The sequence below is a fragment of the Burkholderia sp. A9 genome, assembly GCF_000801975.1.
On record NZ_JSZN01000017.1, the window covers coordinates 57,607 to 76,550 of the forward strand.

Below are 18,944 nucleotides of genomic sequence, written 5' to 3' on the forward strand. Positions count from 1 at the left end.
GGGCGGATGCGTCCGGCGAGCGCAGGGCCGGCGGGACGGTTCGCCATCCCGTCGGCTCGCTCGCATGACGACGCGCCGAGACAGTGCCGGCCGCAAGCGCGGGGACGTTGGCGTCGCACGACCGAACCGCGTCACGATGTGGCCTGAGAATTGCCGTGGACAAGGACATCTTTGCTGAGGCGAGCAGCATGTGGTTGTCTCGGAAACGATGTCCAAATCCTCGAATTCACCAGGGTGCCAAAGCCCCCTTCTCCGAGAGCCCACCGGAACGCGGCCGAAAGTCGTGACGTCTATAGCCACAGAGCCATCCGTCGTCGACCGGCGCGGATGATCGCTCCGCTTTCATTGCTCCGGAGAAATCACATGACACTCATGCCCAAGCTGGGCCTTGCGGCACTGCTTTCCACACTGCCGCTCGCCGCCCCTGCGCAAGGGACGCAACTGACAGACCCGCAGATCGCCGCGATCGTCGTGACGGCCAACCAGGTCGACATCGATGCCGGGACCCTCGCGGAAAACACGACGCATACGAAACCCGTCAAAAGCTTTGCCGAGTTGATGGTCACCGATCACACCAATGTGAACAAATCGGCGGTCGCGCTGGCGACCAGGCTGAACCTGAAACCCGAAACCAACGCGACGAGCGACGCGCTGAAGAAAGAGGGCGACGACAACGTCGCCGCGCTCAAGGCGCTCAAGGGGCACGCATTCGACAAGGCCTATGTCGATCACGAGGTTACCTATCATCAACAGGTGATCGATGCGATGGACAAGCAGCTGATTCCGTTGGCGAAGAACGACGAATTGAAGGCGCTGCTGGTGAAGGTGCGGCCGGCGTTCGTCGCCCACCTCGAGCACGCTCGCGCGTTGCAATCGACGCTCGGCGACGGCAATGAGAAGAAGGCCTACTGAGCCGGGCAACCCGGCGGCGCGGCGCCGTGCCGTGTGCCGGATCGGCGTGCTGGCGGCGCTGGCGATCGCGGCTGCGGACGTCGCCGCCAGCACGACGCACCGGATCACCATCGAAGGCATGCGCTTCAACCCGGCGAGCCTGACGGTCGCGCGCGGCGACACGATCGTCTGGGTCAACAAGGATCTCGTCGCGCACACGGCGACGGCCGCGGGCGTGTTCGACTCGCATGAAATCGCACCCGATGCGTCGTGGACATATGTCGCGAATACACCGGGCCGCCATGCGTATCTCTGCACGTTTCATCCTACGATGAAAGCGACACTGATCGTAAAGGGCAAGCCATGATGCGCCATGTGGACGTTCCCGAGCCGAGCCCGTCGCCTGTTTCGGAAGAAGACGACCGCACGCTCGCCGCGCGCGTCGCGAGCGGCGACCGCACGGCGTTCGAACAGTTGATGCGTCGCTACAATCGGCGGCTCTACCGGCTCGCGCGGGCGACGTTGCGCGACGACGCGGAAGCCGAGGACGCCCTGCAGGACGCCTATCTGGCGGCGTTTCGTGCGATCGCGCGGTTTCGCGGCGACGCATCGCTGTCGACCTGGCTGTCGCGGCTCGTGCTCAATGAGTGCCATACGCGTCAGCGCCGCGGCGCGCGGCGCGACACGATCGCGCCGATGGTCGGCTTGTCTGCGATCGCCGACTTCGAGCGGGACATCATGGATACAGACCAGAACGGTTCGCCGGACCGGGCGCTGATGCGGTCCGAATGGCGTGCATTGCTGGAGCGCAAGCTCGATGCGTTGCCAGAAGCGTTTCGCATCGTGTTCGTGATGCGCTGTGTCGAGGAATTCAGCGTCGAGGAAACCGCCGCGTGCCTCGGGATACCGGAGGCGACCGTGCGCTCGCGGCATTTCCGCGCAAGGAGCCTGCTGCGCGAATCGCTCGCTCAGGAAATCGACCTGGCCGAGCGCGACGTGTTTTCATTCGACGGGGAACGCTGCGACCGGATCGTGAGCGGAGTGCTGGCCAGATTGGAACCGCGTTGAGCCGGCGGCGGGTCGCGGCCGCGCCGCGTTCGGCACGGCGCGTCGACGCCGGTTCCGCTCCGCGACCATCCACGTGATCGACGATGCGGCTGTCTCCGCGCTGACGATCGTCGGGCTGCTGCGCGCGCGTGCGTTCGGCTGGCTGTGGATGGATCCGCTGGCCGGCATCATCGGCGCGCTGGTGATCGCGAACGGGTCGTACGGTGCTGATGCGCGACACCGGCGGCATCCTGCCCGACATGAATTCGGATCGTCGTCTGATGGGCAACGTGCGCGGTGCTATCGAAGTCGGGCCCGCGACGCGAGGGAAAGCGGTACTGCGGCGCGCGCAATGACCCGGCCGGCTGGTGTGGCGGCGGACTACGACACGTCCGTCCCGCAGTCTCCGCAGGGATCCTGGTTACGCTGCTGTTGCCGAGGCGGGCATGGGATCGAACCGAACGAGCAGAACACGCAACAGTCGCCGGGGCGCGGGCGCAGCAACTTGCGGCAACTGGGGCATTCGTAAAAATACAGGCAGGTGTCATCGGGCATGGTCTCGCAACGGGCAGACCCGCAGTACGGGCAAGTCAGCACGGATTCGAAGACGAGTTCGTTTGCCATGATTTCAACGGGACCGGGTCGACGACGCTGTGCGTCTCCTTGACGATTGAAGGATAGTCCTTGGCTGGCGCTCCACCGCCAAGTTGTGACCATACCGGTGCGCTGGTACAACCGGTTACGGCCAGATCAGTTCAATTCAATGACAGACTGGCGCCGGCTGTTGCAGAAGAAACACTTGAAGCAGTGTCCGGGATGAGTTGACCACGCCACGCCAATCTGCGTTAGATTCTTGCCATCGAAGTCATTGCTCAAGCGTCATATGGCACGCAGACCATCTCCTGAACAACGGCGTGAGTTGGGCGCGTTCCTTTCCAGCCGACGCGCGCGCCTCCAGCCAACCGAATTCGGCCTGCCCGAGGGGCCGCGCCGTACGCCAGGCTTGCGACGTGAGGAAGTCGCGATGCTCGCGGGCGTCAGCGTCAGCTGGTACACCTGGCTCGAGCAGGGCCGGGACATCCAGCCCTCCGCCGACGCGCTCAGGCGAATCTCGAAGGTCCTCAAACTCGATCGTGTCGAATCGGCCCATCTCTTTGCCCTGTCTTCTCGCGAACTGCCGCCGGTAGCAACCGGCGGCGGGGTCAGCGATGGCCTTGAAATGCTGGTGCGGGCCATCGACGTGCCGGCTTATGTCCGCAACACGCGGCTCGACATTCTCGCCTGGAATGACGCGATCGCCGACTTGTTCGTCGATTACGGATCGCTGCAACCGCACGAGCGCAATACGTTGCGCCTGCTATTCCTCTACCCACCTTATCGCACCCTGATTCTCGACTGGGAGCAGATGGCGCGCGGCATGATTTCCACGTTTCGTGCCGCCCGCGCCCAGGCGCAGGACAAGTTGCCATTCGACAGTCTGGTCGACGAACTCTCCGGACTGAGTCCCGAGTTCCGTGACTGGTGGCCGGATACGGACGTGAAAGGGTTCGACGAAGGCGGCAAGCGCCTTCGACATCCGACGTTTGGCGACATCGAATTCACCTATGTCGCGTTGACACCCGCAGGGCGGCCGGATCTGTCGCTGGTGACGTATATCCCGCGACCCGCTGCCAGTGAGTCGGACTCATAGGATCACAAGACGCCTTATTCAGGCTGCCCGAATTGCCTACAGTGACGCCCAGAGCAACCGACACCGCTCTGAACCGTCACGGAGGCAATGATGCCCACCCCCAGCACCAACCCCGCCACCGGCGCGATTTCGCGCAACCCTGCGACCGGCGAGCTGATCGCAACCCATGCATTCCAGACCCCGGACGAGGTCGAGCACATGCTGGACGGCAACGCCGCCGCCAGCCGGTTGTGGCGCACGACCCCGATGGCGGAACGCGTTGCGACCTATCGTCGCCTGTCCGCGAGGTTGCGCGAAAGGTCTGGGGCCTGGGCTGCGATCACGGTTGCCGACAATGCGGAACATGCGACCCCGCAGCTTGCCAATACCGGCGATTACGGCCTGGGTGGCAATCGATGGACACGTGATATCGCCCGTCGCCTGGAAACGGGCGGGGTATTCATCAACGGCTTTTCCGCCTCGAACGCCCGCATTCCGGTCGGTGGGGTGAAGAAGCGCGGTTACGGACGCGAACTGTCGCATGTCGGCTTGCGGGCGTTCACCAACGCTCAGGCGGTCTGGGCAAAGACCGTCGACTGATCTTTGCTTCCTGCGGATCCCAACAGAAAGCTGATTGCCAGATTCTTAAAGGAATACTAATCATGTTTGACCCTGTCTCGAGCCCCATCCTGCAGCCCGTCACGATCGGCGGGCTGCATCTGAAGAACCGCATCGTCATGGCGCCGATGACCCGCAGCCGTGCCGACGACGCCGGTGTTCCACCTGACTATGCTGCCGACTACTATGCGCAGCGTGCCGGCGCTGGCTTGATCATCACGGAGGCGACCAACATTTCGTCCCAGGCTCGGGGTTATCCGCGTACCCCGGGGATCTGGACAGACGCGCAAATCACGGCGTGGAAGCGCGTGACCGATGCCGTACATCGACGCGACGGAAAGATCTTCCTGCAGCTCTGGCATACCGGAAGGATGTCCCACCCCGACATGCATGGCGGAGCACTTCCGGTTGCGCCATCCGCCATCAAGCCGGAAGGCCAGATACGGGTGCATGACGGCATGAAGGATTTCGTCACGCCGCGTGAGCTCGATGCGGAAGAGATCCCGCTGATCATCGAGGACTATCGCCGTGCTGCCGAGAACGCGAAGCTCGCCGGCTTCGACGGCGTGGAGGTGCATTCGGCGAACAACTATCTGCTGGAGCAGTTCGTCCGGGACAGTACCAACCACCGTACCGACCAATATGGCGGCTCGGTCGAAAACCGTCTGCGTTTTCCCCTTGCAGTCGTCCGGGCGGTCATCGACGTGTGGGGTGCCGACCGGGTTGGCATTCGCATCTCGCCCGTGACCACGGCACCGGGCAACACGCCGCTCGACAGCAAGACAGTGGAGACGTTCGGCGCCTATGTCGACGCGCTGTCCAGCCTCGGGCTGCTCTACATCCATGACATCGAGGGCGTGACCCAGTTGAGCCGCGACGCACACGGCGGCGTAAGCTTCGCGGCGCTCCGCAAGCGCTTCAAGGGTGCGTACATCGCCAACAATCAGTACACGCTTGGCCTGGCCGAGCAGACGCTGGCTACCGGTGATGCCGACCTGTTCAGCATCGGGCGGCCGTTCATCGCGAATCCGGACCTGGTCGACCGGCTTCGCAGCGGGGCGCCGCTAGCCGAGGCCCCGAAACAATACTGGTACGGCGGTGGCGTGAGCGGCTATTCCGACTGGCCCGGCATGAATGGCCAGATCGTCGTCGATCAATGAGGAAGCGCCTGCGGCGGGGTTCGAATCTCACCACCGACGCGGATGGCGGCCCCGGACTTCGTCTACGCCATCCGCTTGTGCCGGCCGCGCGGCCGCTTCGGTGAGCAGGCGGGCGGCGTTGCTGCGGTTCGGGAATTGCGCCTTTCACCGTGAATCAATTGAATGGCGCGGCGCAGCCGGCGCGCGCGTCGGCGCATTCATCGGCGAGGGTGCGCACCTCGGGAGGCCCGGGATTCGCCGAGCCAGACATTCATTGTTGAAGCGAAATCAAAATTGATTGGTTTTCAGGCGGGTTTTTACACCAAAGCAAAGCGGGCACACTACCCCTCATCGCCATGCCGCTCGCGCTGACCGCGCTGAGCGGTGCGTTTGACCCGTGCGGGCCTGCGTGAACGCGTCGGCACACCTGTCGAACTCGCCCATCGAGCGTCGTCCATTTTTCATCAGGAGATCACCACCATGAACGCACCGACCCAACTGCCGTCGTTTGCCGGCAAGACGTTCGAAGTCCGCTACGACGGACTCACCGCCATCAACGCGTATGCCGATGACGGGATCCATATGCGCTACGAGATCACGGAAGGGGCTTACTCGGGCGCGAAGGGCGAAGTCGCCTATACGTGGCAGCACGTTGCAGGCGAGATTTACGCAATTTCGTGGCAGGAAGCCGACCGCTCGACCGTGGTGCACATCGACGATTTTGCCGCCGGCACGTCGCGTTCGTTCTTCACTGCATCATCGCTCGACTTCTATCGGCTCGAGGGCAGCCTGCGCGCGCTTTGAACGCGACGCGATGTCGGTAAAGGCCACCATCACGCGCAGCACGGGCCGGCCGCCGACATTCTTCAGCGGAAAGTACGCGCGATGCGTGGCCGGGTCGACCGCGACGACGTGCGCATTCGGCCCGAGCCGGCCTTCGCCGATCCTGGCAACATGCCGGCCGCTGACGCTGAACATCGAAACGATGCCGGCTTCACCCGCGACATAGAGCACGTCCGACGCGGAATCGAACGCAAGCACATCCGGCCCGCCGCCGATATCGAACGATTGAACGACATGCCGTGCGCGCATATCGAAGACGAGGAGCTTGTCGTTGTCCTCGCACGCGATGAAGGCGAGGCGGCTGTGCGGCTCGATCAGCAAGCCGTGATTGCCTTTCGCGCCCGGCAAGTCGACACGCGCGACGACACGGTCCGTCGCCGGATCGATTTCGACGAGCTGGCGACGCGTCTGAACGTTCACGAAGATGTGCCGGGAGACCGGATCGTACTGCGTGTTGCCGGCCTCGCCATCGAGCGGGATCGTCGCGACGCGCTGGTTGCTCCGGACATCGATGACCGTTTCCGTTTTCCCGTATTCGTCGGATACGTACAGCTTGCGCACCTCGGCCGCATAGGCCATTCCGTCGGGGTAATGCCCGCCCGGTATGCGCGCGACGACCTTCAGCGTCGCGGCGTCGATCGCGACGATCTCGTCGGTCCCGGTTGCGGACGCGTAGACGCGCGATAGCTCAGGGACGGCCAGCACACCATGCACCGACGATACGTCCGCGATCCGTGCAGTCACGCGTGATGCACGCGTATCGAAGACAATCACTTCCCCGTCGCCGAGGTGTGCGATAAAGAGCTGGTTGCGGCTCGGATCCAGACTTGCATAGTCGAGTCGTGTCGGGCGGCCCGGCAACGCGATGTCCGCGACGTGCGTCAGCGGCAGGGTGCCGATCGAGGTGTCGTCGCCCGAGGCGAAAATCCGCTGAATCAACAGGCCCGATGTGCCGAGTCCGCCACCTAGCGCGATGAGCAGGAGCAGGTTGTAGCGCCAGCGTCCGAGCTTCTTCATGATTTCCTCCCGCGACGGCCGTCGCCGCATTGACGCGGGGGCGGCGGCATCGCTTTGCATGGCTCCCCGCTTGTTCGTCGTTCGACCGTGGCCGCAATTACCCGCAATTACCGCGCCCGGTCGTCGTCTGGTTTGACGTGCCGAAAAGCCGCCAGCAGCGCAAGGTCATACGCGATCTTCAGCACGCCGCATGCGGCCAGCGGCGCACCGAGCCAGCCGAGACTGAACAGGCCGCCGGCCAGCGTCGGCGCGACAGCGGCCGCGAGGCTGCGCGGGACCGATGTAAAACTGGCCGCTGCCGGTCGCTCCGCCGGCGTGACGACCGCCATCACGTAGGCGGTTCGTGTCGGCACATCCATTTGGGAAAGCGCGCTGCGCATCAACAGCAGCGTCAACGTCAGCGGCAACGAAGGCGCGAGCGCGGCGCCGATCAGGCAGACGCTCGACGGGATATGCGTGAACACCATCGTGTTCAGCAAGCCGATCTTGCGCGACAGCGGCGCGGCCGCGAGCTGCGAGCCGGCCGACAGCAGGCCCGCCCAGAAGAAGAACTGGCCGGCAGCGGCGATCGAGAGTGCGAAGCGCTGCATCAACCACAGCGACAACAGCGAGTTGACGACGAGACCGCCTGCGAACGCGTCGACGCTGAACAGCATCGCAAGCCGCATGACGATCGGGCGTGACGGACCGAGCGGGGGCGCTGCCTGCGGCGCGTGGGCATCCCGGCGTGGCAGCCGCCGGTACAGGATGCAGACGGCGGCGCCCGTCACGGCGTAGACCAGAAACATGCCGCGCATCGCGCCGAGTGCCGTGATTCCTGTATGTGATGCAAGCCATGTCGGCAGCCCTGCCGCGAGGGATCCGACCGCCGCCGACACGGCCCCGACGAGGCTGTATCGTGCAAACAGCGCCGTGCGCGCGGCGCCGTCGGCTGCGTGCGCCAGACGCGACTGTTCGAGCGGCAGAAACAGGCTGACATCGCCGGAGCTCGGATTGAGCGTGCCGGCAAACGCGATCACGAACAGCGGCCACAACGTGGAGACGCTCGCGAAACCGATTCCCGTGGCGGCCATCAGCGCCGCCGCGAGCGTCAGCATGCGGCGCTGCGTGAAGCGGCTCGCGAGCATGCCGACCGCGATCGTCGCGATGGCGGAACCCGTCAGCGTCGTGGTGCCGATCAGACCGACATCCAGTTGCGAAAGCCCGAGCGACAGCAGATACGCGGGCAGCAGCACGGCAATGAATCCATCGCAGAAGCCGCGCATGCCGCGGCTGGCGAGGATGAGCCATGCGGACTTGTCGGTGCCCGCCGGCAGCATCCGGCGGGCGAGCCACGACGCGCACCGGCTGCTAGGTATGGGCATCACGCCGGCACCACGCGTAGCGTGCGTCGTACATCACCATGCCGTGCCTCCCTGCCGTGCGGCTCAATGATGGAGCAACGGGTAGGCCACCAGCCCGACGAGCGCGGCAGCCGTGACGATGACCGGCTCCTGCAACTTCTTGAAACGCCACAGCAGCAGCACGGTTGCGACGGCGAGCAGTGCGGTCGGTATGTCGACGATCGAGCGTTTCGCGATGACGAGGACGGAGCCCGTGATCGCACCGACGGCTGCCGCGGTGATTCCGTCGACGAACGCCTTGACGCCCGGACGGTGCCCGTACTTCTTCACGTACGGCGCGGGAATGACGGTGAACAGGTAGCAAGGCAGGAACGTGCCGAGCGCCGCGACGCACGCGCCGGGAAAGCCCGCCACGAGATACCCGATGAAGCCGACGGTGATCACGACCGGGCCGGGCGTGATCATCGCGACCGCGACGGCATCGACGAACTGCTTGTCGTTGAGCCAGTGATGTTCGGTGACGACGCCGCCATAGAGGAACGGCACGATCGCGAGCCCGGAGCCGAACACGAACGCGCCTGCCTTCATGAAGAACGCGCCGATCTGAACGAGCTGCGGCAGATCGATGCCGCTCAGTATTCCGCTGGCTGCCGGCAAGTTCGCGGCGGCAACCGCATTGAGCCCGCCGCGGTGCAGCCACTTGGGCGGGGCGCGCCACAGCCAGCCGATCAGGCCTGCGACGACGAACAGCCACGCGATCTCCGATTCCGTGATGAAGGTCACGGCGGCCAGCGTCAGGAAGATCGCCCAGAGCAGCTTGTCGTGGCCAACGGTTTTCGTCGTGAGCTTGTAGGCGCTCATCGCGATGATGCCGACCACCGCGGCGCCGACGCCGTAGAAGACGGCCTGCATCCAGGACAGCCCGCCGAAGTGCGCGTACGCAAACCCGAGCGCGAGCACCATCAGGAACGACGGCAGCACGAAGGCGACGCCGACGAGCGTCGCACCGAGAACGCGGTAGTGGACGAAGCCGAGATAGATCGCGAGCTGGGCCGCCATCGGCCCCGGTGCGAGCTGGGCCAGCGTGAGCCCTTCCTTGTAGTCGGCTTCCGTGATCCAGCCGCGACGCTCGACCAGGTCGCGACGCATGTAGCCGGCGAGCGCAACCGGCCCGCCGAAACCGAACGTGCCGAGGCGCAGCATGTAGGCGACCAGCTCGCCAAGCGAGTAGGTCGGTTCGGTTGAGGCGATGGCGGTGGTCATGATTTGGACGCGGTCTGGTTTTTGCCGTTCGACGAGAAATGCGCGTACAGGGCGTCGAGCACGGTGCTCATCTGCTCGAGCAACTGATCGTCGTGCTCCGCCCGTTGGCGCGTGCCGGCCATCACGGCCTCGAAGCCAACCGCTTCGGGCGCCGCGGGGCCGCCCACATCGAGCGCGTGCACGATCTCGCCGAGCCGCATGAGCGCCGGGTCGTCGTCGAGCCCGAAACTGGCCAGCAGCACTTCGAACGTCACGCGCTCGCCGACATGCGTGAAGGTCGCGCCGTCGAAATCGAAGCCCAGCGCGTCAGCCGGACAATCCGCCGGCGACGCAAGCCAGATGAAGCGGGCGCGTGCGTCGATGAAGCGGCGGATCAGCCATGCACTGGCGACGCGATCGACCCACATCCGCTGCCGTGTCGCCCAGGCGCGGCCCTGATACTCGCCGATCGCCAGCACACGGATCGCACCGTCCGCGGCGTGCGGCTCACCCGGCGACAGAACGGTGTCGACCAATGCGACGAAATCCTGCAGCGCGACTTCGGCGCGGGTTGCCGAGTCGCCCGGGAAATAGTCGATCGCACGAATGGCGTCGAAATCCTTGCGCATGCGGCGCAGCAGGCGCGTCAGTTCCGTGGCCGACTGTCCGGCGAGGGTCTTGCGGGCGTCCGCAAGGGTCTGGATAAAGGCGGCGTCATCCTCCCCGCGATCGAACAGCGCGCGGAATTCCAGTTCCTGCGACGTGTCCAGGCTCGGCGCGCGCAACAGGTGAGCCGTGCCGCCACTGTCGGCAATGGCCCCCGCGAGGTCGCGCAGCGTCGCTTCATGCTCGTCGGTGTAGGGCAGCAGATAGATACCGTCACGCAACACCGCACAGCCCTTTGCCTTCAGGGCGCGCCAGAACCGCATGCGGGCCGTCGCGTTTTCCGTCGGAAGGGTCAGAACGAGGAGCGACCACGTAGAGATGGCATCCATGTAGAAAACTCTACGTCATGGTTACCATATCTACAAAATTACTTGGTGCAATAGCCGGATTGTGTCGCACTCGCGCACGGGCGGCGGCGGGTAGGCGCTCCGGCGAGATCGGCAATGAGCGCACCGCGCCTGACTCGGGCGGGACGGAGACAGGGTCATCCGTCGTGCGACGGATGACCTGTAAAACGGAACGAGGTAGATGACGCTCGAATCTGGCGGGCCATTTCTCGCTCCCGCCCGGCGATTTACCGCGTCACGACAAGCGCCGCGTGCATGCCGGCTTCATAGTGGCCCGGCTTGTTGCAGATCAGCGCGTAGTGGCCGGGCGCGAGCCTGAATGACACACGTTTGCTCCGGCCCGGCGCGATATCTTCGACTTCCCCGATTTTTCTCAGCTTGTGTTCCAGCACCTGTCCCTTGCTGACAGGGAGCGCATCGTCAGAGAGATCCGTCTTGAGCACGACGAGCTCATGCTCCATGTTGTTGTCCGCGGCATTCTTGACATCCAGTGTGACGCGGCCCGACTTCACGTTGTGCGTCTTGAGCTGGATCGAGTTCGACAGCAACGTCGCATTGACCGTTTGCTGCGCCCAGCTCGCATGGGATGCCATACCAAGCGCGGTCACCCCGGCGACGACGACGATTCTGCAAGTAGCACGCATGGCTGCCTCCATCTGCGTCGAAGCATCGCGCCTGCCGAGAGTCGAGCGATTGCCGTGCGCGATTCGTCGAGCACACGAGCGCCCCTGCCGATGCAGCGGCATGAACGTTATCCGTTGGGCGCGATACGTTCTGTAAACGTCCGCGTCCGGCGACTTATTCCCGGGGTCGGGCTTACGGCGTCGTGCCTGCAGCGCGTCGAGCACGGCGCACATCCGTGCGCGCAACGGGGTGTCGCTGTCCGGGCACCGGCCTTGCATGAGCCCGACATATACCCCTCCTCCCTATATGGAAGTGCGATTTGGTATATAGTCCCCCCCGCTATATGAAGGGACCACCATGAGCCACACCATCAAGGAAAAGCAGAAGCTGCTGAACCGTGTCCGCCGAATCAAGGGGCAGGTTGAAGCGATCGAACGCGCGCTGGAAGAAGAGCGCGGCTGCAACGAGATCCTCCAGCTCATCACGAGCGGCCGCGGTGCGATGAACGGCCTGCTCGCGGTCGTGCTCGAGGATCACATCCGCAGCCATCTGGTCGATGCCGAAGGTCACGAAGACGAAGGCAGCGCGACCGAGCAGCTGATCGACGTCGTTCACAGCTATTTCAAGTAATCGAGGGCAGGAATGAACGACTTTACGAACGACGCCTTCGGCGCAGGACACGATCACATCTTTCTCGGCGCCGCGCACGAGCAGAACGAACGCAGGACCTGGATGGTCATCGCGCTGTGCGCGGCAATGATGGTGGCCGAGATCGTCGGCGGGTCGATTTTCGGCTCGCTGGCGCTGATCGCGGACGGCCTGCACATGTCGACGCACGCGGGCGCGATGCTGATTGCCGCGCTCGCCTATACCTATGCGCGCAAGCACGCGAGCGATCCGCGCTTCGTGTTCGGCACGGGCAAGCTCGGCGATCTGGCGGGCTTCACGAGTGCGATCGTGCTCGCGATGATCGCGCTGCTGATCGGGTACGAGGCGGTCGCGCGCCTGCTCGCGCCGGTGCCGATCCATTTCGGTGAAGCGATCCCGATTGCGGTGGCCGGCTTGCTCGTCAACATCGCGAGCGTCTGGCTGCTGAGCGGCGACCACCATGGCCATAGCCACGGTCATGGTCATAGTCATGGCCATCATCACGGGCATGCTCACGACGATCACGATGATCACGGCCACGAAGCGGAAGCGCAGCGAATCTTCGATCGGCAGGGCGCATTCCTCGTGTCGGTGTTCGAGGACGGCGTGCCACCGGTTTTCCGCGTGGCGCCTGCGACGCACGAGACGAAGCGCGTCGATGCGAGCGCCGTGTCGGTGACGACGATCCGTCCGGACGGGACCCGGCAGGCCTTCGCGATGCAAAATCGCGGCGGCTATCTGGAGTCGACCGAAGCCATTCCCGAACCGCATGAATTCAAGGCGATCGTTCGGTTGGACGGCCGCGAGCACGAACTGGCGTTCGAGGAACACGACCATGGCGCGTCCGCGGCGGCGGCGCGCGATCACAACATCCGCTCTGCCTACATCCACGTGATCGCCGATGCCGCAGTTTCCGTGCTGACGATCGTCGGGCTGCTGCTCGCGCGTGCGTTCGGCTGGCTGTGGATGGATCCGCTGGCCGGCATCATCGGCGCGCTGGTGATCGCGAACTGGTCGTACGGCCTGATGCGCGACACAGGCGGCATCCTGCTCGACATGAATGCGGATCGTCGTCTGACGGACAACGTACGTGGTGCCATCGAAGGCAGTGGCGACCGGGTCGGCGACCTGCATGTGTGGCGGCTCGGGCCGGGGCACATGAGCGCGGTCGTGTCGGTGGAGACGGACGACCCGAAGCGGGATGCGCGCTTCTATCACGGCGTGCTCCAGCGGTTCAGGAACCTGTCGCACATCACCGTCGAAGTCGTGCCCGCGACGCGAGGGCAATAAGCATGGCGGTCAAATCCCCTTGCGTCGACGTGTGTTCGTTCGACGGCAGGACCGGCTACTGCGTGGCATGCCTGCGCACGCGCGACGAAGCGCGCGGCTGGAAGAAGATGACCGATCACCGGCGTCACCAGATCGTGAACGACCGCGCACGGCGGCACGCGAAGCTGACGCGGGAAACATCGGAATGATCGTCTATCGCTGACGCAGGCCCACCGGCGCAGCAGGGGCGGCGCTCGACCGTCGATGCTCCGTCAGGTCAGGAGCGCAGCCAACGCTGCCTGATCACCGCGTCCAGCGACAGCCATCCGGCCCCTCGGCACAGCAGCACGAGCAGCATGGCCGCCCACTGTATGTGGGTCGGCCATGCGAGCGGATAGACGAAGATCTCGATCACGGTCGTCATGCCGAGCAGCACGAGCGCCGCGGGCCGCGTCGCGAGGCCGAGCAAGAGCAGGACCGGCATGCTCAGTTCGATCGATACGGCCATGTATGCAGCCAGCTCCGGCGGCAGCAGCGGCAGCTTGTATTCGTCGCGAAACAGGTCGAGCGCAACGTCCCAGTTGGCGAGCTTGGCCATTGCCGAATTCCAGAAGATCGTCGCCACCGCGAGACGCAGCGGGATCGCGAGCAGCCAGTACGGTACGCGCTCGAGCCGCTGCACGATTTCCGCCAGCCGCGAAGCGACGGGTGACGCAGGGGAAGGCGTTCGAATCAGGTTCGGCATGGTGGCAATCCTCCGGAAGGCGCGGCCGCCTCGGCTGCGGGCATCGTGTCGGAAAAGCACGCTCGCGCCAGCAGTGCTGCGAAGTGGGCAAATGCATCCGGGTTCGGCGCGGCCGACAACGCATCGCGAACCGTTGCGCCGGCGAACAGCGCCGCCGTGATGCGGTATTCGCCGTCATCCAGGCGGACCGTTTCGACGCTTTCGGCCGAGCGTTGCACGAGCAGGTGCACCGGGCCATCGTCGAGGCGGATCGCGTGCATCGCCGCGTCGTCCCGGTCGAGCACCGCACGCCAGATCGTATCGGCCGGAAAGGCGAGGCTTGCGATGCGTACTGCCGGATGCGTGCGCAGGCGCATCCCGCCAAGCGCGGCCTCGTCCAGCGTCGCCAGTTGCGCGAGATTCAGCGTCGGGGCGTCCGGTGCATGCAGCACGCTGTTCACGTGCCATTCGAGCTGCGCGACGTCGGCAAGATACGGTATCGACCCGGTCTCGGGCAGCCCGGCGAGAAACGCGGGCAGCGCGGCGCCGTATTCGTCCAGCCACGCGCTGCTTGGCGGTGCCGCGTCAATGAAGCGACGGGCCGCACCCTCGAAGCACGCTGCGCCGAGCAGAAACTGCACGGCCGGAAACGCGAGGCGAAGCGCGTTTACCAGTACGGCGGTCATCGTGTTGCGGTAGATGGAAAGGCGTGCGTCGGGCGGGAAGCCGTCGGACACGATCCAGGCCGGCGCGTCGTTCGCCGTGCCGTGCAGATTGGCCCGGACCGCTTGCTGCAAGTCAGCCAGCGTGGGCGCATGCGTGTTCATGGCGTGTCGCCTCCAGTGCCGATTCGGCAATCGCCGCTTCCTCCATCAACGTACCCAGCGGCGGGACGCCGGTGTCCCATTCGATCAATGTCGGCACGGCGCCGAAGTGGCGCAGCGCGTCGCGGTACAGCGCCCATACTTCGGGGGCGACGCGCGATCCGTGATCGTCGATCCGCAGGGTCCGGCCGCCTTCGAAGTACCGGACACTGTGGCCGGCCAGATGAATCTCCCCGATCGCGGCACGCGGCAGCGCGGCAAGATAGACGTGCGGATTCCAGCCGTGATTGCATGCGCTGACGTAGATGTTGTTGACGTCGCACAGCAGGCCGCATCCGGTCCGTCGCACGATCTCGGACAGGAACTCCCATTCAGGCATGGTCGAGTGAACGAAGCGCAGGCAGGTGGACGGGTTCTCCACCAGAATCGGCCGTCCGAGCGTTGCCTGAACCTGATCGACATGCCTGCACACGACGTCGAGCGCTTCTTCCGTCATCGGCAACGGCAGCAGGTCGGCCAGATAGGTGCCGCCGGCTGCGCTCCACGACACGTGCTCGGAAACCAGGGCAGGCTCGAAACGCCGCACCGCTTCGCGCACGCGCGCCAGATGCGCGCCGTCCAGCCCGTCCGCGCTGCCGAGCGACAGGCCGACCCCATGCAGCGACAGCGGGTAGTCGTGACGAATGGCGTCGAGATACGACGACGCCACGCCGCCGCCCATGTAATTCTCGGTGTGCACCTCGAACCACGGGATGGCCGGCTGCTCGTCCAGCACCGCCTGGTGGTGACGGAAGCGCAGCCCGACGCCCGCCCGGGCCGGTATCGGGCGCGGCGCGGCACCGCGCAATGGCGTGGGCCCGTTCATGGCGACGCGAACCTTCAGCTCGCCTTGAGCTTGCCGCCCGCGATCTTGCCGCAGTCGCCGGCAGGTAGCAGTACGAAGGACTTCGTGTCGCGAGCCTGCGTCGTCTGACCGGCGCACGAGTGCGCGCCCTCGGCACAGTCGTTTTTCGCGACCGCGTTGATGCCGTAACATTTCTCGAGATGGTTTTGCGACATCCGGGCCATGTTGTCCTTGACGATCTGCGGCATATTGCTCATATCTTTCATGGCTTGTGCCTGGCTCGGCGCGGCTTGCACGGCGAGCGCGAGCCCGATGGCGGCGGACAGGGACGAGATGGCGGAAACGGATTTGCTCATGGTGCCTTCTCCTGAAGTAGGGATCGCCGATGAGCGACCTTGTCAGAAAATTCGCTCGGCCACGACTAAAGGTTACGCAGCGTGCCGGAATATTTTCTGCGCCGGACTTTGTCGCTGGATACCAGGAACATGACAGACGAGAGACACCCTCGTGACGCGCACGTCCGGCTGGTTCGGCCAGCCGCGGCGCAAGCTGCCGACAGCAAGCCGCCACCGCTTCGGGAGGACGGGGCGCCGGACTGGTCGATGCTGATGGCGTGTGCGCAGATCGGCGATCGCGCCGCCTACCGCCGGTTGCTCGAGAGCGTGACGCCGTATCTCCGGCGGTTCGTCGCCCGCCACGGCGTCCATCCCGACACCGTCGAGGACGTCGTACAGGAGATTCTCATGACCATTCACCAGGTGCGGCACACCTACGCGCCCGAGCGGCCGTTCGGCCCGTGGCTGGTCGCGATCGCGAGCCGCCGCGTGGTCGATGCATTGCGCCGCCAGGGGCGCCATGCGTCACGCGAGCTGCCGCTGGACCCGGACCACGAAACCATCCCGGGCGATGGAGCGAATCTTATGGAACAGGCGGCCGACGCGCGGGTACTGCATGAAGCGCTGGCCCGGTTGCCTCAGGGGCAGCGCGATGCGATCCAGATGCTCAAGCTGGAGGAAAAGTCGTTGAAGGAAGCCGCCGTGGCCACCGGCATGACGGTGGCGGCCTTGAAGGTAGCCGTGCATCGCGGGCTGAAAGCGCTGCGCAAGCTGCTCGACCATCGGGAGAAGCGCCAATGAAGCAGTCAACGCCGGAACTGATCGAATCGCTGGTCGCCGACAGCGCGCCGGTTCGGCCGCTGCGCCAGCCGGTCCGACGCGCGGTCGGCTGGCTGCTGCTGGCCGCGCTGCTGCTGCTGTCGGTCGCGTTTGTCCATGGTACGCGGCCGGACCTGCCGTTCAGGCTTCACGAACGCGTGTTCGTGACGAGCGTGTCGGCCGCCGCGTTGACCGGCATCCTCGCCGCGGTGGGCGCGTTCATCGCGAGCGTGCCGGGGCGGTCGTTGCGTTGGGCGTTGTTGCCGCTGCCGGCTCTGGCCGTGTGGATGTCGACCGTCGGCTACGGTTGTCTCACCAACTGGGTCGAACTCGGTCCGAACGGGATGTCGCCCGGCGAAACGGCGCGGTGCTTCGGAACGCTGGTGCTCATCGGCGTGCCGCTCACGCTGCTGCTGCTGATCATGCTGCGCCACGTCGCGCATCTGGCGCCGATGCCGGTGGCAATGGCGGGAAGCCTCGCCGTCTCGGCGACGACGGGTGTCGCGCTGTCGCTCTTTCATCCACTCGATGCGACCGTGATGATCCTGGCGTGGAATGTCGGGCTGACGGTTATCCTGCTGATCGTGACCGTGTCGTTCGGCCCCCGGTTGTTCCGCTGGGTCGGATCGGACGTGCGCGCCAGTGGCTGAAGCCTCCGGCTTCCCGTCGCCGACATGTGCTGCGTCGCGTGTCGAGGTGGCGGGCGACCGGGCGAATGGCCCTGTCACGCTGGTACTGCCGCGCTCCCGCGAAACGGCGTACCCGCCGCGACCGGGAACCCCGGGGCACGCCGCACCGCCCCCAATCTTGATGTCGACCCATCATGACGACTTCATCACCGATTGCCGGCAAGCCCGCGATTCCACGGACCGTGTGGGCGCTGGGCCTCGTGAGCCTGTTCATGGACCTGTCGTCCGAGCTGATCCATGCGCTGCTGCCGATCTATCTGGTGTCGACCATGGGCATGAGCGTGGTCGCGCTCGGCGTCCTCGAAGGGGCGGCCGAAGCGACCGCGATGATCGTCAAGGTGTTCTCCGGCGCGATCAGCGACTGGCTTGGGCGCCGCAAGGGGTTGCTGCTGGCCGGCTACGGCCTCGCTGCGTTGACCAAGCCGTTGTTTCCGCTGGCGTCCACGCCGGCCGTCGTCGTGACGGCCCGCCTGCTCGACCGCGTCGGCAAGGGGATTCGCGGCGCACCGCGGGACGCGCTGGTGGCCGACGTCGCCCCGCCGGAAATCCGCGGCGCCTGCTTCGGCTTGCGCCAGTCGATGGATACCGTGGGCGCGTTTCTCGGCCCGATGCTCGCGATCGTGCTGATGTTCGGGTTCGAGGACCGCATCCGGACCGTGCTGTGGTTCGCCGTGGTGCCGGCCTTCGTCGCGATCGCATTGATCGTGTTCGGGGTACGGGAGCCCGGGCAGTCGAAACCGCATCGGCGCTTTCGCTCGCCGCTGCGCTGGCGCGCCCTGCGCGCGTTCCCTCGCGGCTACTGGTTCGTCGTCGCGGCCGGCGCGACGTTTACGCTGGCACGCTTCAGCGAGGCGTTCCTGGTGCTGCGTGCGCAGCAGACCGGGCTCGACGCGGCGTGGATCCCGGCCGTGATGGTCGCGATGAGTGTCGCCTATTCGCTGTCCGCCTGGCCGGTCGGCGTCCTGTCGGACCGGCTGGATCGCCGCGTGCTGCTCGCGGCCGGCATGGTGCTGCTGATCGCAGCTGACCTGCTGCTCGGCATCGGCACGTCGACGTTCTCGATGTTCGCCGGCGTGGTCGTGTGGGGGCTGCATATGGGCTTTACCCAGGGCATCCTCGCCGCGATGGTGTCGGAAACCTCGCCGGCCACGCTGCGCGGCACCGCGTTCGGCGTATTCAACCTGGTGAGCGGCCTCTGCATGCTGCTCGCGAGCAGCATCGCCGGCGCGCTGTGGACCCGCTTCGGCGCGTCGACCACGTTTCTGGCCGGCGCCGCGCTGGTCGTGGTGCCGCTGTGCCTGTGCCGGTTCATGCCGCGACCCGGCACGTCGACGGCGTAATGCATC

23 protein-coding genes and 1 pseudogene are annotated in these 18,944 nt (G+C 65.5%); 14 read left to right on the forward strand and 10 right to left on the reverse strand.

Annotated features, from left to right (window positions below; translation table 11 throughout):
• Positions 1-363 precede the first annotated feature (363 nt).
• The 4 genes and pseudogenes from PI86_RS09935 to PI86_RS16380 form a co-directional block, all read left to right on the forward strand.
• A complete protein-coding gene (locus tag PI86_RS09935) occupies positions 364-912 on the forward strand; it encodes a DUF4142 domain-containing protein (RefSeq protein WP_039321512.1) in 549 nt (182 codons plus the stop codon).
• Positions 893-1,258 (forward strand): cupredoxin domain-containing protein, encoded by a 366-nt coding sequence (locus PI86_RS09940; protein ID WP_039321514.1) that lies wholly within the window; start codon positions 893-895, stop codon positions 1,256-1,258. Before PI86_RS09935 ends, PI86_RS09940 begins: the two co-directional genes overlap by 20 nt.
• Positions 1,255-1,959: an RNA polymerase sigma factor gene (locus PI86_RS09945; protein ID WP_039321516.1), complete on the forward strand. Its 705-nt coding sequence runs from the start codon at positions 1,255-1,257 to the stop codon at positions 1,957-1,959. Before PI86_RS09940 ends, PI86_RS09945 begins: the two co-directional genes overlap by 4 nt.
• 31 nt (positions 1,960-1,990) lie before the next feature.
• Positions 1,991-2,252 (forward strand): annotated as a pseudogene (locus PI86_RS16380) (CDF family Co(II)/Ni(II) efflux transporter DmeF); the annotation flags it as partial.
• Positions 2,253-2,319: 67 nt separating this feature from the next.
• On the opposite strand, the gene PI86_RS17725 reads toward PI86_RS16380, so the two are convergent.
• Entirely contained in the window at positions 2,320-2,562 is a 243-nt protein-coding gene (locus PI86_RS17725; RefSeq protein ID WP_082012202.1) for a GDCCVxC domain-containing (seleno)protein, read from the reverse strand.
• A 259-nt stretch (positions 2,563-2,821) separates the two neighbouring features.
• Between PI86_RS17725 and PI86_RS09950 the strand changes: the two genes are divergently transcribed.
• The 4 genes from PI86_RS09950 (at position 2,822) to PI86_RS09965 (ending at position 6,168) form a co-directional block, all read left to right on the forward strand.
• The gene (locus PI86_RS09950; protein ID WP_039321518.1) at positions 2,822-3,628 is read left to right on the forward strand and encodes a helix-turn-helix transcriptional regulator; all 807 of its coding nucleotides are present in this window, start codon (positions 2,822-2,824) and stop codon (positions 3,626-3,628) included.
• Between the two features lie 90 nt (positions 3,629-3,718).
• Positions 3,719-4,207 (forward strand): aldehyde dehydrogenase family protein, encoded by a 489-nt coding sequence (locus tag PI86_RS09955; protein WP_152608084.1) that lies wholly within the window; start codon positions 3,719-3,721, stop codon positions 4,205-4,207.
• Between the two features lie 62 nt (positions 4,208-4,269).
• A complete protein-coding gene (locus PI86_RS09960) occupies positions 4,270-5,385 on the forward strand; it encodes an alkene reductase (RefSeq protein ID WP_014900645.1) in 1,116 nt (371 codons plus the stop codon).
• Positions 5,386-5,844: 459 nt separating this feature from the next.
• Positions 5,845-6,168: a MoaF-related domain-containing protein gene (locus tag PI86_RS09965; RefSeq protein ID WP_039321520.1), complete on the forward strand. Its 324-nt coding sequence runs from the start codon at positions 5,845-5,847 to the stop codon at positions 6,166-6,168.
• Here PI86_RS09965 and PI86_RS09970 read toward each other — a convergent pair.
• From PI86_RS09970 to PI86_RS09990, 5 genes are all read right to left on the reverse strand, one after another.
• On the reverse strand, positions 6,121-7,224 hold the full coding sequence (locus PI86_RS09970) for a YncE family protein (RefSeq protein ID WP_039321522.1): 1,104 nt from the start codon (positions 7,222-7,224) through the stop codon (positions 6,121-6,123). The genes PI86_RS09965 and PI86_RS09970 overlap by 48 nt on opposite strands.
• Before the next feature lie 107 nt (positions 7,225-7,331).
• Positions 7,332-8,489 (reverse strand): MFS transporter, encoded by a 1,158-nt coding sequence (locus tag PI86_RS09975; RefSeq protein ID WP_442854572.1) that lies wholly within the window; start codon positions 8,487-8,489, stop codon positions 7,332-7,334.
• A 162-nt stretch (positions 8,490-8,651) separates the two neighbouring features.
• Positions 8,652-9,830: a chromate transporter gene (locus PI86_RS09980; protein ID WP_039321526.1), complete on the reverse strand. Its 1,179-nt coding sequence runs from the start codon at positions 9,828-9,830 to the stop codon at positions 8,652-8,654.
• A complete protein-coding gene (locus tag PI86_RS09985; protein ID WP_039321528.1) occupies positions 9,827-10,804 on the reverse strand; it encodes a chromate resistance protein ChrB domain-containing protein in 978 nt (325 codons plus the stop codon). Before PI86_RS09985 ends, PI86_RS09980 begins: the two co-directional genes overlap by 4 nt.
• Before the next feature lie 245 nt (positions 10,805-11,049).
• Complete coding sequence (locus tag PI86_RS09990; RefSeq protein ID WP_039321530.1) at positions 11,050-11,466, reverse strand: plastocyanin/azurin family copper-binding protein; 417 nt, start codon at positions 11,464-11,466, stop codon at positions 11,050-11,052.
• A 337-nt stretch (positions 11,467-11,803) separates the two neighbouring features.
• Here PI86_RS09990 and PI86_RS09995 point away from each other — a divergent pair, with 337 nt between their 5' ends.
• The 3 genes from PI86_RS09995 to PI86_RS10005 are packed head-to-tail and all read left to right on the forward strand — an operon-like array spanning position 11,804 to position 13,572.
• Entirely contained in the window at positions 11,804-12,076 is a 273-nt protein-coding gene (locus PI86_RS09995; RefSeq protein ID WP_014900638.1) for a metal/formaldehyde-sensitive transcriptional repressor, read from the forward strand.
• Between the two features lie 12 nt (positions 12,077-12,088).
• On the forward strand, positions 12,089-13,384 hold the full coding sequence (dmeF, locus tag PI86_RS10000; protein WP_039321533.1) for a CDF family Co(II)/Ni(II) efflux transporter DmeF: 1,296 nt from the start codon (positions 12,089-12,091) through the stop codon (positions 13,382-13,384).
• 2 nt (positions 13,385-13,386) lie between these two features.
• Positions 13,387-13,572 carry a DUF1289 domain-containing protein gene (locus PI86_RS10005; RefSeq protein ID WP_014900636.1) on the forward strand — a complete coding sequence of 62 codons (186 nt, stop codon included), beginning with the start codon at positions 13,387-13,389 and terminating at the stop codon, positions 13,570-13,572.
• 68 nt (positions 13,573-13,640) lie between these two features.
• Here the strand turns inward: PI86_RS10005 and PI86_RS10010 are convergent, their stop codons facing one another.
• From PI86_RS10010 to bufA1, 4 genes are read right to left on the reverse strand one after another with little or no spacing between them, the layout of a single operon-like run.
• Positions 13,641-14,108: a DoxX family protein gene (locus PI86_RS10010; RefSeq protein WP_039321535.1), complete on the reverse strand. Its 468-nt coding sequence runs from the start codon at positions 14,106-14,108 to the stop codon at positions 13,641-13,643.
• Entirely contained in the window at positions 14,096-14,914 is an 819-nt protein-coding gene (locus tag PI86_RS10015) for an HvfC/BufC N-terminal domain-containing protein (RefSeq protein ID WP_039321537.1), read from the reverse strand. The genes PI86_RS10010 and PI86_RS10015 overlap by 13 nt, the downstream gene beginning before the upstream one ends.
• The gene (bufB, locus tag PI86_RS10020) at positions 14,886-15,776 is read right to left on the reverse strand and encodes an MNIO family bufferin maturase (protein WP_039321539.1); all 891 of its coding nucleotides are present in this window, start codon (positions 15,774-15,776) and stop codon (positions 14,886-14,888) included. The genes PI86_RS10015 and bufB overlap by 29 nt, the downstream gene beginning before the upstream one ends.
• A 14-nt stretch (positions 15,777-15,790) precedes the next feature.
• Entirely contained in the window at positions 15,791-16,111 is a 321-nt protein-coding gene (gene bufA1 / locus PI86_RS10025) for a BufA1 family periplasmic bufferin-type metallophore (protein ID WP_039321541.1), read from the reverse strand.
• Positions 16,112-16,240: 129 nt separating this feature from the next.
• Between bufA1 and PI86_RS10030 the strand changes: the two genes are divergently transcribed.
• From PI86_RS10030 to PI86_RS10040, 3 genes are all read left to right on the forward strand, one after another.
• Positions 16,241-16,891 (forward strand): sigma-70 family RNA polymerase sigma factor, encoded by a 651-nt coding sequence (locus PI86_RS10030; protein WP_039321543.1) that lies wholly within the window; start codon positions 16,241-16,243, stop codon positions 16,889-16,891.
• A complete protein-coding gene (locus PI86_RS10035) occupies positions 16,888-17,559 on the forward strand; it encodes an NrsF family protein (protein WP_039321546.1) in 672 nt (223 codons plus the stop codon). Before PI86_RS10030 ends, PI86_RS10035 begins: the two co-directional genes overlap by 4 nt.
• A 173-nt stretch (positions 17,560-17,732) precedes the next feature.
• Positions 17,733-18,938: an MFS transporter gene (locus tag PI86_RS10040; RefSeq protein WP_039321548.1), complete on the forward strand. Its 1,206-nt coding sequence runs from the start codon at positions 17,733-17,735 to the stop codon at positions 18,936-18,938.
• The last annotated feature ends 6 nt before the right edge of the window (positions 18,939-18,944 follow it).

What these genes read in the sequence shown, in the direction of transcription:
- PI86_RS09945 (WP_039321516.1), top strand. Translation starts at nt 1,255, where the DNA reads ATGATGCGCCATGTGGACGTTCCCGAGCCGAGCCCGTCGCCTGTTTCG.
- PI86_RS09970 (WP_039321522.1), bottom strand. Translation starts at nt 7,224, where the DNA reads ATGAAGAAGCTCGGACGCTGGCGCTACAACCTGCTCCTGCTCATCGCG.
- PI86_RS09975 (WP_442854572.1), bottom strand. Translation starts at nt 8,489, where the DNA reads ATGCGCGGCTTCTGCGATGGATTCATTGCCGTGCTGCTGCCCGCGTAT.
- PI86_RS09955 (WP_152608084.1), top strand. Translation starts at nt 3,719, where the DNA reads ATGCCCACCCCCAGCACCAACCCCGCCACCGGCGCGATTTCGCGCAAC.
- PI86_RS10040 (WP_039321548.1), top strand. Translation starts at nt 17,733, where the DNA reads ATGACGACTTCATCACCGATTGCCGGCAAGCCCGCGATTCCACGGACC.
- dmeF (WP_039321533.1), top strand. Translation starts at nt 12,089, where the DNA reads ATGAACGACTTTACGAACGACGCCTTCGGCGCAGGACACGATCACATC.
- PI86_RS09965 (WP_039321520.1), top strand. Translation starts at nt 5,845, where the DNA reads ATGAACGCACCGACCCAACTGCCGTCGTTTGCCGGCAAGACGTTCGAA.
- PI86_RS09990 (WP_039321530.1), bottom strand. Translation starts at nt 11,466, where the DNA reads ATGCGTGCTACTTGCAGAATCGTCGTCGTCGCCGGGGTGACCGCGCTT.
- PI86_RS09935 (WP_039321512.1), top strand. Translation starts at nt 364, where the DNA reads ATGACACTCATGCCCAAGCTGGGCCTTGCGGCACTGCTTTCCACACTG.
- PI86_RS10030 (WP_039321543.1), top strand. Translation starts at nt 16,241, where the DNA reads ATGACAGACGAGAGACACCCTCGTGACGCGCACGTCCGGCTGGTTCGG.
- PI86_RS10010 (WP_039321535.1), bottom strand. Translation starts at nt 14,108, where the DNA reads ATGCCGAACCTGATTCGAACGCCTTCCCCTGCGTCACCCGTCGCTTCG.
- PI86_RS09960 (WP_014900645.1), top strand. Translation starts at nt 4,270, where the DNA reads ATGTTTGACCCTGTCTCGAGCCCCATCCTGCAGCCCGTCACGATCGGC.
- PI86_RS09950 (WP_039321518.1), top strand. Translation starts at nt 2,822, where the DNA reads ATGGCACGCAGACCATCTCCTGAACAACGGCGTGAGTTGGGCGCGTTC.
- PI86_RS09980 (WP_039321526.1), bottom strand. Translation starts at nt 9,830, where the DNA reads ATGACCACCGCCATCGCCTCAACCGAACCGACCTACTCGCTTGGCGAG.
- PI86_RS17725 (WP_082012202.1), bottom strand. Translation starts at nt 2,562, where the DNA reads ATGGCAAACGAACTCGTCTTCGAATCCGTGCTGACTTGCCCGTACTGC.
- bufA1 (WP_039321541.1), bottom strand. Translation starts at nt 16,111, where the DNA reads ATGAGCAAATCCGTTTCCGCCATCTCGTCCCTGTCCGCCGCCATCGGG.
- PI86_RS10035 (WP_039321546.1), top strand. Translation starts at nt 16,888, where the DNA reads ATGAAGCAGTCAACGCCGGAACTGATCGAATCGCTGGTCGCCGACAGC.
- bufB (WP_039321539.1), bottom strand. Translation starts at nt 15,776, where the DNA reads ATGAACGGGCCCACGCCATTGCGCGGTGCCGCGCCGCGCCCGATACCG.
- PI86_RS09995 (WP_014900638.1), top strand. Translation starts at nt 11,804, where the DNA reads ATGAGCCACACCATCAAGGAAAAGCAGAAGCTGCTGAACCGTGTCCGC.
- PI86_RS09985 (WP_039321528.1), bottom strand. Translation starts at nt 10,804, where the DNA reads ATGGATGCCATCTCTACGTGGTCGCTCCTCGTTCTGACCCTTCCGACG.
- PI86_RS10015 (WP_039321537.1), bottom strand. Translation starts at nt 14,914, where the DNA reads ATGAACACGCATGCGCCCACGCTGGCTGACTTGCAGCAAGCGGTCCGG.
- PI86_RS09940 (WP_039321514.1), top strand. Translation starts at nt 893, where the DNA reads ATGAGAAGAAGGCCTACTGAGCCGGGCAACCCGGCGGCGCGGCGCCGT.
- PI86_RS10005 (WP_014900636.1), top strand. Translation starts at nt 13,387, where the DNA reads ATGGCGGTCAAATCCCCTTGCGTCGACGTGTGTTCGTTCGACGGCAGG.